Genomic DNA, 14,420 nt, shown 5'->3' with positions numbered 1-14,420 from the left:
TGTTGAGTTAATTGATACCACGTTCAATAATCACGGCAACATTGCCTGCATTAGCAATCGCATCTGGTTTTGAAACTTTGATTTTTAACCATTGAACTGAAAATTGTTCAATAACTAACTGTGCAACGCGTTCAGCTACCGTTTCAATAAGCTCAAATTTATTTGCTTCAATAAATGATGTTATTGATTGTGAAACAACGAAATAGTCTAAACAAAATTCTACATTATCACTCTTTCCTGCTGGCTTATTATCCCAAGCCATTTCTAAATCAAGGACTAGCTTCTGTTTGATGTTTTTTTCCCAATCATAAACACCAATTGTGGTATAAACTGTTAGAGATTCAATTAATACTCTATCTTTAATCGTTAATGTCATATTCAATTCCAAGCATTGATATTGTTTAAAATAGAGATTACCGAATCTTATTAAATTACGCTATAATTTATTTCAAATAATAGTGAATAAAAGATGATATGACTCGAATTTTTCAACCCTACAACATCAACCAAAATAGCTTAATTACCTTGGACGATAATGCTTTTAATCACCTGATCCGTGTATTAAGAATGAAGCCTGGCGAATCAGTGACGTTGTTTGACGGCTCTAACCAAATTACCCCAGCAGTGATCCATGAAGTAAACAAAAAAAACGTTGTTGTAAAAACAGCAACGACTGTTTTTGATGATCGAGAATCACCTTTAAACATTCATTTAGGCCAAGTTATTTCTCGTGGTGATAAAATGGAGTTTACTATTCAAAAATCAGTTGAATTAGGCGTGAGTACCATTACCCCACTACTTTCTGAACGCTGTGGCGTAAAGCTCGATCAAGAAAGGCTTGAAAAGAAGGTTCAACAATGGCAAAAAATTGTTATTTCTGCCTGTGAACAATGTGGGCGTAACATCATTCCTACCATAAACTCGGTAATGAAATTAGAAAATTGGTGTGCAAGTTTAACTGATAGCTTAAAACTCAACTTACATCCAAAAGCAGAAAAAGGCATAAATCAACTGTCGTCTGAGGATAAAAACATTAGTTTATTAATTGGACCAGAAGGTGGGCTATCTAACGAAGAAATTCAGATGACGCATCAATATCAGTTTACAGATATTTTACTCGGTCCACGAGTTTTACGAACTGAAACAGCTGCACTAACAGCCATAACCGCCCTTCAAGTTCGTTTAGGTGATTTAGGTTAATCACCCAAAATGAATGAGTTAACAATTGATTGCTTTGCTTATTAATCGGTAACGAGTATGATAGTCCAAAACTTGATTTTTATTGCTAAAACCACGCTCGGCCTTGTTTTCTTATAAGCAATATCATATAGGTAGAAAAGCGTGCAAGTCATCAACAGCAAATTCAATGCAATCAGATAAAATCAGTAAGGAGTCAACATGATTAAACTTGGTATTGTTATGGACCCCATCAGCCATATCAAATTAAAAAAAGATACCAGCTTTGCTATGCTGCTTGAAGCACAAAAGCGAGGTTATCAACTCTATTATATGGAGATGAATGATCTGTTTTTACGTAATGGTGAAGCAAGTGCAACCACTCGTATACTAACAGTTCATAACAATAGTGAACATTGGTTTGATTTTGGTGACGAACAAACAATAGCATTAAGTGAACTCGATGTGATACTAATGCGTAAAGATCCGCCTTTTGATACCGAATTTATCTATGCGACTTATATTTTAGAACGCGCTGAAGATAAAGGCGTATTAGTGGTTAATAAGCCACAAAGCTTACGTGATTGTAATGAAAAATTATTTACTGCTTGGTTTGCTGATTTTACGCCGGAAACTTTAGTTACTCGCCAAACATCACAAATTAAGGCTTTCCACCAACAATTCCATGACATTATTTTAAAACCACTTGATGGTATGGGCGGTTCGTCAATTTTTAGAATCAAACAAGATGATCCCAATGTGTCAGTGATAATTGAAACACTTACCGAGCATAATACTCGTTACTGTATGGCACAAAATTTTATCCCAGCAATAAAAGATGGTGATAAACGTATTTTAGTTGTCGATGGTGTTCCGGTTCCTTATTGTTTGGCGCGGATACCTCAAAAAGGTGAAACACGTGGAAACTTAGCCGCTGGCGGACATGGTGAAGTAAGAGCTTTAAGTGATAGTGATTGGAAAATTGCCAACAGTATTGGACCAACATTAAAACAAAAAGGACTTTTATTTGTCGGACTTGATGTAATTGGGGATAAATTAACTGAAATTAACGTCACTAGTCCAACTTGTGTACGAGAAATTGAAACTGCCCATCCAGATTTATCAATCACGGGGCTTTTAATGGACGCGATTGAATCAAGATTAAATAAGAAGAGTTAAAAAAATGATTAGAGAATACCAACCAAAAGATTTAGATGCCATTATGAAGATATGGCTACAAGGTAATGAACAAGCTCACAACTTTATTGATCTTGAATTTTTTAAACAGAACTACGATATAGTTAAAATGTTGATTCCAATGTCAACTATTTATGTCCAAGATCTTAATGGCGTAGTAGGTTTTATAGGTTTAACTGAGAATTATATTTCTGGACTCTTTGTTGAAGAAGGTTTTCGTCATCAAGGAACTGGAGCTGCGCTAGTTGAAAAAGCAAAACAGCGTCACAATGAATTATTGGTACATGTGTATAAACAAAATAGTGATGCGATTAACTTTTACTTATCGCAGGATTTTGAAATTATTGGTGAATCAATTAATGAAGAAACCAATCATCCAGAAGTATTAATGCGTTGTAATGTAGAACATAAAGTCAAAATTGGTAAATGTGCATTATAATTTAACAACAATGTGAGCGTATGAATTTAAAAAATCATTTTATTATTGCTATGCCAACACTACATGATTCAGTATTTAGTCGTTCTGTGGTGTATATCTGTGAACATAATCGTGATGGTGCAATGGGTATTATTTTGAATAAGCCTATTATAGATCTCAATGTTGAAACCGTATTGTCCCGTCTTGAAATCACTGCCTCAAAAAGTTGTGCTGAACTTGAGCATCCAGTATTTTGTGGTGGACCACTTGCCGAGGAGCAAGGTTTTATTTTACACACGCCTCATAAGGGGTTTGCATCAAGTATACAGATTTCTGATGATGTGATGATAACCACATCACTTGACGCATTGAAATCGATTGGCTCTCCAGAACAACCAAAAGATATCTTTCTAGCACTGGGTTACTCAAGTTGGCAATCATTACAACTTGAAAGTGAAGTAGCCAAAAATGACTGGTTAGTTACCGAAGCTGATCCACAAATTATTTTTGAAGTGGCTATTGAGGATCGTTGGAAAAAAGCGGCTGAATCATTGGGCATTAATATCAGTACTATTTCTCACCAAATGGGTAATGCATAGACAATGGCAACTATTATTGCATTTGATTTTGGTACTGCAAGTATTGGTGCAGCTATTGGTCAGGACATCACCAAAACTGCTAACCCACTTTGTTCATTTAAAGCTCGCGATGGCATACCTAATTGGCAAGCGATTGAAAAAGTACTTAATGAATGGAAACCCGATTATTTAGTGGTTGGACTACCACTAAATATGGATGGCACAGAACAACCTTTAACCGCTAGAGCTCGCAAATTTGCTAACCGTTTGCATGGTATGTTTGGTTATCAAGTACATCTACAAGATGAACGATTATCCACAGTTGAGGCTAAATCACACATTTTTGCTTCACGTGGTTATCGGGCGCTTGAAAAAGGTCATGTTGATGCAACTTCTGCCATTATTATTTTAGAGAGTTGGTTTGAGAACAATGAATCTCTTTAATTAATAAGTTATTTTATTAATAATTAGTCGCCAATAAATTTCATCCTTGCTAAAATATCAAACAATTTTTCTACTGTAAGGACTGCTCCCGTGTCAAATAACAAATCTCTTAGCTATAAAGATGCCGGTGTCGATATCGATGCAGGCAATGAACTGGTAAATCGCATTAAATCTGTTGTAAAAGAGACCAAACGTCCTGAGGTTATGGGTGGACTAGGTGGTTTTGGTGCATTATGTGCAATTCCGCAAAAATATAAGCAACCTATTTTAGTATCAGGTACTGATGGTGTTGGCACAAAATTACGTCTGGCAATGGATTTAAACCGCCATGAATCAATTGGTATTGATTTAGTTGCAATGTGTGTTAATGATTTGATTGTTCAAGGTGCGGAGCCGTTATTCTTCTTAGATTACTATGCAACAGGCAAACTTAATGTTGATGTTGCAGCAACAGTCGTTACAGGTATCGCTGAAGGTTGTAAGCAATCTGGTTGTGCTTTAGTTGGCGGTGAAACAGCCGAAATGCCGGGTATGTATCACGGTGATGATTATGACTTAGCCGGCTTTTGTGTTGGCGTAGTTGAAAAAGAAGAAATGATTGATGGAAGTAAAGTACAAGATGGCGACGCCTTAATTGCTCTTGCATCAAGTGGCGCCCACTCTAATGGCTACTCTTTAGTTCGAAAAATAATTGAAGTGAGTGGTGTAAATCCAGCTACTGAACAATTAGATGGAAAACCATTAGCTGATCATCTACTTGCTCCAACCAAAATTTATGTCAAATCTGTTCTCGATTTGATTTCCAAAATCGAAGTTCATGCAATTGCCCATATTACTGGTGGTGGCTTTTGGGAAAACATTCCTCGTGTTTTACCGGATAACACTCAAGCGATTATTGATGAATCAAGCTGGCAATGGCCGTCAATCTTCAATTGGTTACAACAAGCAGGTAATGTCAGTCGCCATGAAATGTATCGTACTTTCAACTGTGGCGTTGGTTTAATCATCGCTTTACCAAAACAGTTAGCTAACCAAGCCATCAATTTGCTTAATGAGCATGGTGAAAAAGCCTGGCTACTAGGTGAAATAAAAACATCATCATCAACTGAGCGTGTAATTATTAAATAATACTATTCGTTTATATTATCCAACCATTTGGATAATATAAACTTTTTATCCAATCAATACTATTGATACTACTCATTGGTAAACTTTCAAAAAATCTTCAACTTAAATAACTTGTCAAGTTAGCTTAATCATCAACTTTTGCAATTCGATTTACCAATGATAATTCGCTTGGTCATGATTAAAAACAGATAGTCATAACGGAAAAATTTAACACAAAAATAACTAAAAGCTATCTTACTTTCTGGTACAATAGTCAAAAAAATATAATAACTAAGTAATGTCATAAAACGATAAAATACAAGGTTTTTTAATGATCATATCAGATGCTAATAGTGCGGTGTCATCTGTCGCATATCGTGCAAACGAAGTCATTGCTATTTATCCAATTACACCGAGTTCATCAATGGCTGAGCAAGCCAGCACATGGGCAGAATTTAATAAGCCCAACGTATTTGGTGATACCCCAAAAGTAGTTGAGATGCAATCCGAAGCTGGCGCAATCTCGACCGTGCATGGCGCATTAATGACTGGCGCACTAGCAACATCATTTACCTCATCACAAGGTTTACTATTAATGATTCCTTCGCTATACAAAATAGCGGGAGAATTAACACCATTTGTTTTACACGTTGCTGCTCGTACCGTTGCAACTCATGCATTATCTATTTTTGGTGACCATTCAGATGTCATGTCAATCAGGCAAACTGGTTTCGCCATGCTTTGTTCTAGCTCAGTACAAGAAGCTCAAGATTTAGCGTTAATTTCACAAATAGCAACACTCAATAGTCGTATACCATTTGTCCACTTTTTTGATGGATTTAGAACCTCACATGAAGTCAATAAAATTTACCCAATCAGTGATGAACAAATTCGTAACTTACTACCTAATCAAGCTATTGAAGCTTTTCGTGCTCGCGCATTAACACCAGATAAGCCGGTAATACGCGGAACATCAGCTAATCCTGATACCTACTTCCAATGTCGTGAAGCCATTAATCCCTATTATGAAAATGCTTACAACCATGTTGTTGATGCGATGCAGGCATTTGAAAAAGAGACAGGTAGAAAATACCAGCCTTTCGAATATTATGGCGCAGAAGATGCGCAACGTATTATTGTTATTATGGGGTCGGGGGTCAGTACCACCAAAGAAGTGGTTGATCATCTAATCAAAAACGATGAAAAAGTTGGCGTAGTCATCGTCAGATTATTCCGCCCTTTTTCAGCAAAACATCTACTTGATATTATCCCTAAAACCGTGAAAAAAATCGCGGTGATGGATCGCACCAAAGAACCAGGCGCTCAAGCAGAACCACTTTATTTAGATGTAATGACAGCATTTGCTGAAAGTTTTTCTCGCGGTGAACGTAGTTATTTACCACAAATTATTGGTGGTCGTTATGGTCTATCTTCGAAAGAGTTCGATCCTCGCTCGGTATTAGCTATTTTTAATGAATTAGCTGTTGAGAAGCCAAAACCTCGATTTACTGTTGGTATTTACGATGACATAACTGGATTATCATTACCATTACCAGAACAATCAATACCACAAAAATCGGCACTTGAAGCATTATTTTATGGTTTGGGAAGTGATGGAACCGTATCTGCAACAAAAAATAATATTAAAATTATTGGTGATAACTCACCGTTTTATGTTCAAGGTTATTTTGTTTATGACTCGAAAAAGGCAGGCGGTTTAACCACCTCTCATCTTAGAGTCAACCTCGAACCAATTGACTCACCGTATTTAATCACCAGTGCTCATTTTATTGGTTGTCATCAAGATCAGTTTATCGACAAATACCAAATTGTTGAAAGATTAAAAGACGATGGTATCTTCTTGCTTAATACACCTTATAGTAAGGATGAAGTCTGGCATAGATTACCCAAAGAAGTTCAAGTTCAATTAATTAAGAAAAGAGCGCACTTTTATATTATCAACGCGGCTAAAATTGCTCGAGAATGTAACTTAGGGGCAAGAATAAACACCGTAATGCAAGCCGCTTTCTTCCATTTATCTGAAATATTTAAAAATGATTTCAGTATCACTCAACTGAAAGAAGTTATTGCCAAAAGTTATAGCAGTAAAGGGCAAGATATTGTTGAAAATAACTGGAAAGCACTTGATTTAGCCATCGCATCACTTGAAAAAATTCCATTAAGTTGTGTTGATGAAAGTAGCCCATTGCGCCCATCAGTCGTACCAAGCAATGCGCCTGATTTTGTTAAAATGGTTACTGCAACAATGTTAGCCGGCTTAGGTGATACTTTACCCGTTTCGGCGTTCCCGCCCGATGGAACATGGCCAGTTGGCACCACCAAATGGGAAAAACGCAACATTGCGGAAGAAATTCCAATTTGGAAACCCGAACTTTGTACCCAATGTAACCATTGTGTAGTAGCTTGTCCTCATGCAGCTATTCGAGCCAAAGTGGTTAGTGAAATAGTTAATGCACCAGAATCGTTAAGCTCACTAGAAGTGAAAGCGCGAGATATGAAAGGTCAACGCTACGTATTACAAGTTGCGCCTGAAGATTGTACTGGATGTAATTTGTGTGTTGAAGTTTGTCCTTCACGTGACCGCAATAACTTTGATATCAAAGCTATCAATATGCAGTCGCGCATTGATAATCTTGAAACACAGCGAACTAATTACGAGTACTTTACTGCACTACCAGATCGTGAAATAAAAACCCTCGAACGTATAGATATACGCACATCGCAACTATTAACACCATTATTTGAATATTCTGGTGCATGTGCGGGTTGTGGTGAAACACCTTACATCAAATTATTAACGCAATTATATGGTGATCATCTCGCTATTGCTAATGCCACCGGTTGTTCATCAATTTATGGGGGTAACTTACCGTCAACACCATATACCACCGATCGCAATGGGCGAGGACCAGCATGGGCAAATTCATTATTTGAAGATAATGCCGAATTCGCCCTTGGCTATCGAATTACCTATAACCAACATAAAAAACGAGCATTACGTTTGTTGGAACATGTTGCAGGCGAAATTTCACCAGAAATTGTAATCAATTTACAATCGCCAGATCTTTCAATTGATGAAAAACGTACGCAAGTCAATTTACTTCGTCAACAATTAGCTCATTTAACCTCATCGGAAGCTAAAGAGTTAATACAAGATGCTGACTACTTAATTGATAAATCAGTATGGGCAATTGGTGGTGATGGTTGGGCATATGATATTGGGTTTGGTGGATTAGACCATGTAATGAGTCTCACTGAAAACGTAAATATCTTAGTTCTTGATACTCAATGCTACTCAAATACTGGTGGTCAACAATCGAAGGCTACACCAATGGGTGCTGTATCAAAATTTGCTGATTTAGGTAAAAATAAAGCCCGTAAAGATCTAGGTGTGAGTGTGATGATGTATGGTCACGTTTATGTTGCTCAAGTTGCCCTAGGCTCACAACTAAATCAAACCCTAAAAGCATTACAAGAAGCTGAAGCCTATAACGGCCCTTCTCTCGTTATTGCTTATAGTCCTTGTGAAGAACATGGTTATGATTTATCTAAATCTCATGAACAAATGAAAGATTTAGTAAAATCAGGTTTTTGGCCATTATACCGTTATGATCCTCGTCGTATGCAAGAAGGAAAACCGGGTCTAGTGCTAGACTCAAAAGCACCAAACAGTGAATCATTATCTGATGTGTTACTCAAAGAACAGCGATTCCGTCGTTTAGAAACACTTGAGCCAGTGATTGCTAATACCTTGCATGAACAATCTGCAAAAATGGTTAATTCCAAATTTAAATTCTTGCAGATGCTAGCAACCTATTCCGATATAGAAACGCCAGCTGACAGCTAAATCTAAAAACGGATTAATTGGTTAAATTAATCCGTTTAATCTCTTTAATGAAGATCTAATTTTTGGGAATAAAAAAAACTCTCTAAATATAGAGAGTTTTTTATTATATTTATTAAACTTTTTTAACGACCAGTCACACGACGTGTCATCCAGTAATGTTTTTTCCAGTAATCTTCATTCAGATTTGAATAGATAACACCTTTTGAAGTTGAAGCATGTAAGAATTTACCATCTGCATAATAAATACCAACATGTAATCCGCTACGACTACGTCCGGTTTTGAAGAAGACTAAATCACCCGCTTTAGGCGTGGTAACTTTATAACCTAATTTAGCTTGTTCAGCAGCACTTCTTGGAAGGGTCTTTTGTAATCTATTTTTGTAGAAGTTCATAACTAAACCAGAACAATCACTACCAGCTAAAGTAGTACCACCATAACGGTAAGGTGTTCTCTTCCATTTTGAGTAGTGCTGTTCAATTTTGGCTAACATCACAGGATCAGATTTAACTGATACTTGGCTATGACTGCTACTACAACCAAATAATACGAATAATGATAAAATTAGTGTGCTTACTAATAATCGCTTTTTAACGCTACCGCAGCTGCTGCGCAACTTCGTTAATAATCGATTGTCTTTTCTTGTCATTTCTTCTTGTTCCTTTATTCAACGTAGACCACTGCGAATAACGTCTTGCTACCTTTAAACTTTTAGGTAAAACGCCTTTTTGCCACTTATTCTCATCAAGTTTAGACAACTTAATTGGGCTAAGGTTCGCGTGGCTGCGAAAATTTAAACTCTCTTTAAGCTGAACTAATCGTAAAGAAAGAAAACAAATGATCACATCATCAACACTTAGTTTACTAAATCCAGAAAGCTGATAGCGCATTCTCGATCCATAATGCTTAGCAGTTTGCATTAAACTACCAACGGCTGCACCTATTAACGCAGCTGAACCAAATGATAATCCACCAGTTGCTAAATCAATGCTAGCACCGATTGTAGCGCCCGACACAAAACCTTTGGTCAAGTGAACCCCCATCGTTTTTAATGCATCAAGATTAAACAAGTCTGCATTATAACGGCCTTTGATTAAAGGCAAATTCTCTTCACTCTCTTGAGTTGAATCGAATTGATAGAGCTTCAATAAATCATTAATTGCTTTCTGTTCACGTTTCCTGACTTTATTTTGCATGTCAGCGACAGCTTGCTTATCATCAGATTTTGCCATTTCATAAAAAGCAGTCACATCAACTAATGCTTCTGCAATGATTTGGTTAGCTGTACGATTACGTGATTCACGAGTTTCAGCAATATTAACTAGCCAATTATCCAATATTTTTTTTGCTGGTTCAACCAATAACGCCAAGCTATTGTACAATTTTTCTTCACCGTCTAAGGGTGGAAAAACAGCGTTGAACCCAATGATAGCATGAATCCCCATTCTTGAAAGCAATCTTTTCCATTCCTTTTCATTCTGTTCCTCAGCTGAAATGAAGTTAAGTACTGCAAGAATCGGTTTATCGCTATTGGCTAAGATAGCTAATTCATCGTGATATTTAGGTAGAACGGGCTCTCGCACGTCGATCACATAGATAGCAGCATCACAATTTAACACCTGTCGGATTACTTTTGCTTCTTGATTGAAGAGGTTTTCAGCTTCTGGACTTTGTAAAAAAATCGTTAATTTATCGACTCCATCAAGCTTACTATTTGGCGATACAAGTTGATTGATATAGTCATAAAGCGCCAAACTGTCTTCAAATCCAGGTGTATCATAAAAAGTGATGTCGGTGTTATCCGCTAGTGGAAGTTTGATTGACTCTACATGTCTAGTAGTACCTGGCTTATCAGAAACATCACCAAAATGACTATCTCTTATTAATGCACGCAAAAGTGAAGTTTTACCAAAATTTGCATGTCCAACTATCGCTAATTTCAATGAAGTTATCATATTAATTATCCTGATCTAACCAACTAGGATTAGCTAACGGTAAAGATAACGATTGCCAATTATGTAATTGTTTACCTTGATTAATAAACCATATTCGACTTTGCTGTGATTTATTCATTAATTGTTGAACAAAATTTAATACCCCGCGATCTGGTGCTCGATCAGTATCGATTGCAATTAACACTTTATACGCGGGTTTTAATTGCAAAAGATCTAATATTGCATTTCGCTGCTCACGAGTATTTAAAAATCCGTAAAAATGCCCGTCATGCGGTGGATTCCAACTCTCATCTACATCCACAGCCACTAAATAGACACCACTTCCTTCTTCAATCTGTGAGATTGGTAGTTGCCATTTAGGTTCGCCTAACTTATCTTCATCCACCATTTGGGTTAAAAGTGGCTGTAATTGTTGGGATAGGATTTGAAAGTCAGGATCATCCAAATTTAATTTAATTTTTCGGCTACTCACAAACCAAGCGATGCCACAAAACGTCATTAATAGAAATCGAACGGCTAATCCATAACAGATAAAAACACCTAATAGCCAAATTGCCCAAGAAGAACGAATGTCACCCTCACTTAAAGCGTGTTCACTAAGCTTAATCACATCATCATTTGGAATCGGAAAACCAAACAAAGATGGAACATAACCTAAATAATGCGTTAACTTAATAATGGTATCAGAACTTAATAAAGTAGTTTTCCACTCAAAACTGTAGTGCTGAGTTGAAAATAGCATCAATAAAACGAATAAAGCACTACATAAAATAACGACCCAAAAAAGATTCAGAACAAAACCAAGCAACCAACGGATTGAAGAACCAAATAAAGTGATAAAAGCCGGTACAAGCTGTTGCACGGTCTTTTTTTGATAAAGCTTTTGGGCTATCCATAACCAACAATGGATTAATAAACTACCACCAAAGCGAGAAAAGAAAAAAAATGAACCAATCCAAATAATGAGCGTAATAAAATGAACACCTAATAAGCACAATAGCGCCCAATACAAATTGATTGGATTTTGACTCAAAGCGCTAAATGTTAATGAACCACCTAAAAAAATCGAAATTAACAGTAATAAACAGAAAGAAATTTTAATAGAACGTAAAATAACCTTTTGCGCAGAATATAAACCATTTTGTTTAGACAGTATCGTTGCGCGGGTAATGATACGGTTAACCAAAGAGGTTGGCATAGCTTTAACTAGTCGATTAATATCTTGATCAGCAAATCGACCTGATTCGGATTCTATTAAATGGATGGTTTGAGTAAGCCACAAAGATTTTAGCTGTTCGCGCATTTAAATATCATCTTCACATTAATTAGTCGTCATAAAAGAAACGCGACCTAAGTCGCGTTAAAAAAATTGAATCATTTACTGGGTTATTTCACCAATTTTGCTTAAAAGGGTTTGAATACGTTGTTGCCAAACTTGTTGATCTTGTTTTAACTTCTCATTTTCATCACGTAATGCTTTCATCTCATCTGAACTATCATTAATTAATTGTTCAAGTTCATGATTGCCTTGCTTTAATCTCGAAATCTCTTCTTTCAAGGTATTAATAGTGTTTACAGTGTTTTGAATTTTAGTTTCTAATTGATTCAATATTTCTAATGACATATTTTTCCTCAAGCTCAATTTATTTGGTGTATAATAAGGAGTATTATAACGAATTCATTCTGAAATCAACACCTTTTTAAATCTTAAGTTGGAGAAAATTATGCGAAAACCACTCGTAATGGGTAACTGGAAACTCAATGGAAGTATCGAAATGGCTAAAGACTTAGTTGCAGGACTAAGAGCTGAGCTATCAACTGAAGCAAACTGCGATATTGCAATTGCACCACCGACTGTGTACTTAGATTTCGTTAAACATCAATTAGGTGGCTCAACTATTCTTTTAGGCGCACAAGATGTTGGTGTTCATCTTTCAGGTGCTTATACTGGTGAAGTCTCAGCCACTATGTTAAAAGAAATCGGTGTGACTCACGTGATCATTGGTCACTCTGAACGTCGTACTTATCATAAAGAATCAGATGAATTTATCGCTCAAAAATTCGGCGTATTAAAAGAAGCTGGACTTGTTCCTGTACTATGTATTGGTGAAACAGAAGCTGAAAACGAAGCCGGTCAAACTCAAGCAGTATGTGCTCGTCAAATTGATGCAGTAATTAATGCATTAGGTGTTCAAGCATTTAATGGTGCTGTAATTGCTTATGAACCAGTTTGGGCAATTGGGACTGGAAAATCTGCAACTCCAGCTCAAGCGCAAGCAGTACATAAATTTATTCGTGACCACATTGCAAAACAAGATGCCGCTGTCGCTAAACAAGTTATCATTCAATACGGTGGTTCTGTAAATGACAAAAATGCAGCAGAACTATTCACTCAACCAGATATTGATGGTGCATTAGTTGGTGGAGCTTCATTAAAAGCAGATGCTTTTGCAGCGATTGTTAGAGCAGCAGAACAAGCTAAAAAATAAGCATTAAAATAAAAAAGACGCCTATAAAAGGCGTCTTCTTTTTAACTAAATTAAATTTTGTAACTTATTTTTTAACCTTATTTTCATACCTAGATGGCCAAATTTTCTCAACAGGCACTTGCAAATATTCAGAGATAATACGTTCATATTTAGGACAATGACGATATAAAGCATTACGTAAAGTATCAGCCTGTAAACCACTTGATCGTGAAAGCGCCCTTAAATTTCCGCCTCGAATTTTAATTTCACCTACAACTCTTGATGGTGTCCAGTCTTGATCTTGTTCTCTCATTATGAGATCCTCTATTGGTTAAATTTTTTGCTATTGTAAAGATTATCGGTGTTACGATTCTAGATCGATAAAAAGTTACCGGCAAAGAATAGCACATAAAAAAACGAATTAAAACAATAAAAACAAAAAAACAGCCACAAATGGAATAAAATATAATGGAAACGAAAGAAAAAAAACCTAAAACCAAAGAAAAAACACGAACTTTTAACGATACTTGTGTTGAAACTTTTAAAAACCGATTAACGCTCCTATTAGAAGGTCGTTCAGGCAATGCATTTGCCAGAAGTGTTGGTATGTCCGAAGCGGTAATCCGTGATTACTTAAGTGGAAAAACCTATCCATCACTCAGTCGATTAGCTACTATCGCAGATAAATGCGATGTATCAATTGAATGGTTAGCAACAGGTAAAGGTGAATGTCGCTTACTACCTGAAACGCTAAGCCGAGGTACAGTGAATGTTCCGTTTCTTAATAAGAACGAAACTATTAACGCATTCACAATTTTAGATACGATCCCATTTGATCTCACCTTAACTAAACATCAAGGTTGTGAAGCAGATGATCTTGCTGCGGTTTGGGCTAAAGGTGATTGTATGGAACCAACTATATCCAATCATGATATAGTCATTATTAATACAGCAAATAATAAACCAGTTGATGGTTTCCTTTATACTGTACAATATGATGATCAAATTACTATTAAACGAATTCAAAATCAAGGTTCAAATCTGTTATTGATTTCAGACAACCCAAAATACCCGACTATTACGAAAGCTAAAAATGAGCAAAAAGATTTTAAAATAATTGGTCATGTAATCTATTTATTGAAAAATCTCAATTAATATTGCCATTGTGCTTTTTTTATTTTTACTCCATTGATGCAAATCAATGGAGTTTT

15 protein-coding genes are annotated in these 14,420 nt (G+C 36.3%); 9 read left to right on the top strand and 6 right to left on the bottom strand.

What is annotated here, in order from left to right:
• Nucleotides 1–7 precede the first annotated feature (7 nt).
• Nucleotides 8–376: a dihydroneopterin aldolase gene (gene folB / locus J3U16_RS10780; protein WP_267343034.1), complete on the bottom strand. Its 369-nt coding sequence runs from the start codon at nt 374–376 to the stop codon at nt 8–10.
• A gap of 98 nt (nt 377–474) precedes the next feature.
• On the opposite strand from folB, the gene rsmE reads away from it, so the two are divergent.
• The 7 genes from rsmE to nifJ all read left to right on the top strand — a co-directional run bounded on the left by rsmE (nt 475) and on the right by nifJ (nt 8,788).
• Nucleotides 475–1,200: a 16S rRNA (uracil(1498)-N(3))-methyltransferase gene (rsmE, locus tag J3U16_RS10775; protein WP_267343033.1), complete on the top strand. Its 726-nt coding sequence runs from the start codon at nt 475–477 to the stop codon at nt 1,198–1,200.
• A 198-nt stretch (nt 1,201–1,398) separates the two neighbouring features.
• On the top strand, nt 1,399–2,355 hold the full coding sequence (gene gshB / locus J3U16_RS10770) for a glutathione synthase (RefSeq protein ID WP_267330718.1): 957 nt from the start codon (nt 1,399–1,401) through the stop codon (nt 2,353–2,355).
• A gap of 4 nt (nt 2,356–2,359) precedes the next feature.
• The gene (locus tag J3U16_RS10765) at nt 2,360–2,812 is read left to right on the top strand and encodes a GNAT family N-acetyltransferase (protein ID WP_065733951.1); all 453 of its coding nucleotides are present in this window, start codon (nt 2,360–2,362) and stop codon (nt 2,810–2,812) included.
• Between the two features lie 20 nt (nt 2,813–2,832).
• Nucleotides 2,833–3,390 (top strand): YqgE/AlgH family protein, encoded by a 558-nt coding sequence (locus tag J3U16_RS10760; RefSeq protein ID WP_065562646.1) that lies wholly within the window; start codon nt 2,833–2,835, stop codon nt 3,388–3,390.
• Between the two features lie 3 nt (nt 3,391–3,393).
• A complete protein-coding gene (ruvX, locus tag J3U16_RS10755; RefSeq protein ID WP_065562647.1) occupies nt 3,394–3,813 on the top strand; it encodes a Holliday junction resolvase RuvX in 420 nt (139 codons plus the stop codon).
• A gap of 90 nt (nt 3,814–3,903) precedes the next feature.
• Nucleotides 3,904–4,941: a phosphoribosylformylglycinamidine cyclo-ligase gene (purM, locus tag J3U16_RS10750; RefSeq protein ID WP_267343032.1), complete on the top strand. Its 1,038-nt coding sequence runs from the start codon at nt 3,904–3,906 to the stop codon at nt 4,939–4,941.
• A gap of 310 nt (nt 4,942–5,251) precedes the next feature.
• Nucleotides 5,252–8,788: a pyruvate:ferredoxin (flavodoxin) oxidoreductase gene (nifJ, locus tag J3U16_RS10745; RefSeq protein ID WP_267343031.1), complete on the top strand. Its 3,537-nt coding sequence runs from the start codon at nt 5,252–5,254 to the stop codon at nt 8,786–8,788.
• A gap of 122 nt (nt 8,789–8,910) precedes the next feature.
• On the opposite strand, the gene J3U16_RS10740 is transcribed toward nifJ, so the two are convergent.
• The 4 genes from J3U16_RS10740 to zapB form a co-directional block, all read right to left on the bottom strand.
• Nucleotides 8,911–9,435: a C40 family peptidase gene (locus J3U16_RS10740; RefSeq protein ID WP_267330715.1), complete on the bottom strand. Its 525-nt coding sequence runs from the start codon at nt 9,433–9,435 to the stop codon at nt 8,911–8,913.
• A complete protein-coding gene (locus J3U16_RS10735; RefSeq protein WP_065733948.1) occupies nt 9,383–10,741 on the bottom strand; it encodes a DUF3482 domain-containing protein in 1,359 nt (452 codons plus the stop codon). The genes J3U16_RS10740 and J3U16_RS10735 overlap by 53 nt, the downstream gene beginning before the upstream one ends.
• A gap of 1 nt (nt 10,742) precedes the next feature.
• Nucleotides 10,743–12,044, bottom strand: coding sequence for a DUF2868 domain-containing protein (locus J3U16_RS10730; RefSeq protein ID WP_267343029.1), 1,302 nt, complete (start codon nt 12,042–12,044; stop codon nt 10,743–10,745).
• A gap of 75 nt (nt 12,045–12,119) precedes the next feature.
• On the bottom strand, nt 12,120–12,365 hold the full coding sequence (gene zapB / locus J3U16_RS10725; RefSeq protein WP_065562652.1) for a cell division protein ZapB: 246 nt from the start codon (nt 12,363–12,365) through the stop codon (nt 12,120–12,122).
• A gap of 100 nt (nt 12,366–12,465) precedes the next feature.
• Here zapB and tpiA point away from each other — a divergent pair, with 100 nt between their 5' ends.
• Nucleotides 12,466–13,230 carry a triose-phosphate isomerase gene (tpiA, locus tag J3U16_RS10720; RefSeq protein WP_065733946.1) on the top strand — a complete coding sequence of 255 codons (765 nt, stop codon included), beginning with the start codon at nt 12,466–12,468 and terminating at the stop codon, nt 13,228–13,230.
• A gap of 64 nt (nt 13,231–13,294) precedes the next feature.
• On the opposite strand, the gene J3U16_RS10715 is transcribed toward tpiA, so the two are convergent.
• Nucleotides 13,295–13,522 (bottom strand): helix-turn-helix domain-containing protein, encoded by a 228-nt coding sequence (locus J3U16_RS10715; protein WP_065562654.1) that lies wholly within the window; start codon nt 13,520–13,522, stop codon nt 13,295–13,297.
• A 155-nt stretch (nt 13,523–13,677) separates the two neighbouring features.
• Between J3U16_RS10715 and J3U16_RS10710 the strand changes: the two genes are divergently transcribed.
• Nucleotides 13,678–14,364, top strand: a complete 687-nt coding sequence (locus J3U16_RS10710) for a LexA family transcriptional regulator (protein WP_065733945.1) — start codon at nt 13,678–13,680, stop codon at nt 14,362–14,364.
• Nucleotides 14,365–14,420: the final 56 nt, after the last annotated feature.

The sequence above is a fragment of the Gilliamella sp. B3023 genome, assembly GCF_026536845.1.
Taxonomy (GTDB): Bacteria; Pseudomonadota; Gammaproteobacteria; order Enterobacterales; family Orbaceae; genus Gilliamella; species Gilliamella apicola_E.
The sequence above is the reverse complement of the archived record's forward strand: the minus strand, read 5'-3'. Positions and strand labels throughout refer to the sequence as shown.

Excerpts from the sequence above, each read along its gene's own strand:
- J3U16_RS10735 (WP_065733948.1), bottom strand. The coding sequence starts at position 10,741 with ATGATAACTTCATTGAAATTAGCGATAGTTGGACATGCAAATTTTGGT.
- folB (WP_267343034.1), bottom strand. The coding sequence starts at position 376 with ATGACATTAACGATTAAAGATAGAGTATTAATTGAATCTCTAACAGTT.
- rsmE (WP_267343033.1), top strand. The coding sequence starts at position 475 with ATGACTCGAATTTTTCAACCCTACAACATCAACCAAAATAGCTTAATT.
- J3U16_RS10715 (WP_065562654.1), bottom strand. The coding sequence starts at position 13,522 with ATGAGAGAACAAGATCAAGACTGGACACCATCAAGAGTTGTAGGTGAA.
- nifJ (WP_267343031.1), top strand. The coding sequence starts at position 5,252 with ATGATCATATCAGATGCTAATAGTGCGGTGTCATCTGTCGCATATCGT.
- ruvX (WP_065562647.1), top strand. The coding sequence starts at position 3,394 with ATGGCAACTATTATTGCATTTGATTTTGGTACTGCAAGTATTGGTGCA.
- J3U16_RS10765 (WP_065733951.1), top strand. The coding sequence starts at position 2,360 with ATGATTAGAGAATACCAACCAAAAGATTTAGATGCCATTATGAAGATA.
- J3U16_RS10740 (WP_267330715.1), bottom strand. The coding sequence starts at position 9,435 with ATGACAAGAAAAGACAATCGATTATTAACGAAGTTGCGCAGCAGCTGC.
- zapB (WP_065562652.1), bottom strand. The coding sequence starts at position 12,365 with ATGTCATTAGAAATATTGAATCAATTAGAAACTAAAATTCAAAACACT.
- J3U16_RS10730 (WP_267343029.1), bottom strand. The coding sequence starts at position 12,044 with ATGCGCGAACAGCTAAAATCTTTGTGGCTTACTCAAACCATCCATTTA.
- J3U16_RS10760 (WP_065562646.1), top strand. The coding sequence starts at position 2,833 with ATGAATTTAAAAAATCATTTTATTATTGCTATGCCAACACTACATGAT.
- J3U16_RS10710 (WP_065733945.1), top strand. The coding sequence starts at position 13,678 with ATGGAAACGAAAGAAAAAAAACCTAAAACCAAAGAAAAAACACGAACT.
- tpiA (WP_065733946.1), top strand. The coding sequence starts at position 12,466 with ATGCGAAAACCACTCGTAATGGGTAACTGGAAACTCAATGGAAGTATC.
- gshB (WP_267330718.1), top strand. The coding sequence starts at position 1,399 with ATGATTAAACTTGGTATTGTTATGGACCCCATCAGCCATATCAAATTA.